1 protein-coding gene is annotated in these 2,398 nt (G+C 49.7%); it reads left to right on the top strand.

Translation table 11 applies throughout. From position 1 onward, the window contains the following. Positions 1-260: 260 nt before the first annotated feature. On the top strand, positions 261-2,398 hold a 2,138-nt coding region (locus tag PLA23_RS12590), incomplete at its 3' end, for a S8 family peptidase (protein ID WP_324475403.1).

The following is a 2,398-nucleotide window of genomic DNA, read 5'->3' as shown; positions in this document are numbered from 1 at the left end:
ATGAATAGAAAAGCCCTCAAACTCTTTGGCATATCATCTGAAGAGACAGTGGTCATCGAAGAAAGCTCTGAAATTGAAGAAACTGCAGTGAATGCCACTGCATAACTTTTTTCGTCCTCCATTATTTTACCCTGCTAAAGCCGTGCAATGGAACCTGCCTCATCTCTCCTGAATGAACCAAATGATATCTGCCCGGTGAAGAAACCTAATGGTTCCTGACATCAGATATCTGGTATTCATCTCATATATGGGGAGTATCCATGAATTTTTCAAAAAAAAGTGTCCTATCTGCAGGAATTGGAATAAGTATCCTGCTTTGTCTCTCAATACCGTTGGTTATGGCAGGACCATCTGATTCCTGGTTCCCTCAAAACCAGTGGATCCAGCAGATCACCGGCCCATCCTATCAGAATACTATCCAGGTAACTGAAGACTATGCCCCGGACCGCCTCATTGTCCGGTATAAACCGGAAGCAGTTAAAAGTCAGTCTGGATTCATGTCGGTCCAGGCGATGGCGAATGCGGAGGCGGGGTCCAGGGTGGTTTGTGATCTCAGTACAAGCGGGGCTGTCGGGATGCAGGTCGTTCAGGTAACCGGAACATCCCTCTCTCGTGCGATGGAGGTGTATAAAACAAATCCGGATGTTCTGTACGTTGAACCTGATTACCGTATTTCACTCAGTCCGATTGAAAAAACCAGTACATCTGCTCCAGTTCAAGCCCAGGGACTTCGGGCAGCAGGTACGGGGTGGCCAAATGATCCTGGCTATACCCAGCTCTGGGGTCTTGAAAATACCGGGCAGACTCCATTTTATGGCAAACCCGGAGCTGATATCAAAGCTCCTTTGGCCTGGGGAGCGACTACCGGGTCGTCATCGGTTGTGATTGCGCTCATTGATACCGGTGTTGATTATACCCACCCGGATCTTTCTTCTAATATCTGGCAAAACCCGGGGGAGTATTTAAACGGGGCTGATGATGATGGCAACGGGTATATTGATGATATCAGGGGGTGGAATTTCGTCTCAAAGAATAATGATCCCATGGATGATAACGGACACGGGACACATTGTGCCGGAACCATGGCAGCCGTCGGGAACAATGGAATCGGGGTAACCGGGGTAACCTGGAATGCGAAGATAATGCCTTTGAAGTTCCTTGACTCGAAGGGGTCCGGGTATACATCTGATGCTATATCAGCAATCCTCTATGCAACGCAGAAGGGGGTCCCCCTCATCTCCTGTTCATTTAGTGGACCGGGTGAATCCCAAGCTCTCAAGGAAGCGATTGATTCCTCTTCTGCACTCTTCATTTGTGCAGCAGGGAACGCTGGTGCAAACTCTGATATCACTCCGCAGTACCCGGCAGGATACCCGAGTTCACAGATAATCTCCGTTGCAGCTTCCACATATCAGGACACCCTGGCTTCTTTCTCTAATTATGGGGTCAGTTCAGTCGATATTGCTGCTCCGGGAGTAAGCATTTACAGTACGACGAAATCCGGAGGATATTCATACCTCAACGGGACATCAATGGCAGTTCCGTATGTTACCGGAACAGCAGCCCTTCTCAAGGCCAGAAATCCTTCAATCTCTACCGCACAGATGAAAAGTAAAATCCTGGGATCCTGTGATGTTCTCGCATCCCTGTCAGGAAAAGTTGCGACCGGAGGGAGGCTGAATGCGGCGAAAGCACTGGATGTTACCATTCCTGCCCCGAGTCCGACTCCCACCTTTACTCCAGTCCCTACGGTGACCCGCACTCCAACCCCGAGTCCAAGTCCCACCTTCACTCCTGTCCCCACGGTGACCCGTACACCTACTCCGAGTCCGACTCCCACCTTCACTCCAGTCCCTACGGCGACCCGCACCCCTACCCCAAGTCTCACGTTCACCCCTTCACCAACACAAGTCCCGGTGCCATCATGTGGAGTGTATAAAAGAGATGTCCAGTCTGGTTTTCTCAGGCAGGGACAGGCAGCAGTATACGGATATTACATTCCCGTTGACGGGCGGTCAAAAATTGAGTGGTCATTAACGGTCCGTGGAACATGTGGTGCCGGTCAGGGGATTGCAACCGCAGCAAAGACAGGAGGATTGAAAGACAATAATAATGCATGTGCCGGGTCATCAGTATTTGATCTCTATGTGTGCAGGGATTGCAATCCACAGAATTCACGGTGTTATGCCAATTATTATGCCTATGGCCCGAATGCGTACACCTCAATAACCAAACCGGCATCTGGTTCGACGTACTTTGTGATGATCTATGCCACATCCGGGAACGGGATGTATGACCTGCAGATGAACAGCTACAAATGTGCAGGAAATACTCCGATTATCGTTGCCTCAACTGAACAGGGAATGCAGATGGCTGGAACTGAAAGTGGTGCATATCC

Source organism: Methanospirillum sp. (assembly GCF_035406105.1).
GTDB lineage: Archaea > Halobacteriota > Methanomicrobia > Methanomicrobiales > Methanospirillaceae > Methanospirillum.
This window is presented reverse-complemented; position numbering and strand designations above follow the sequence as displayed.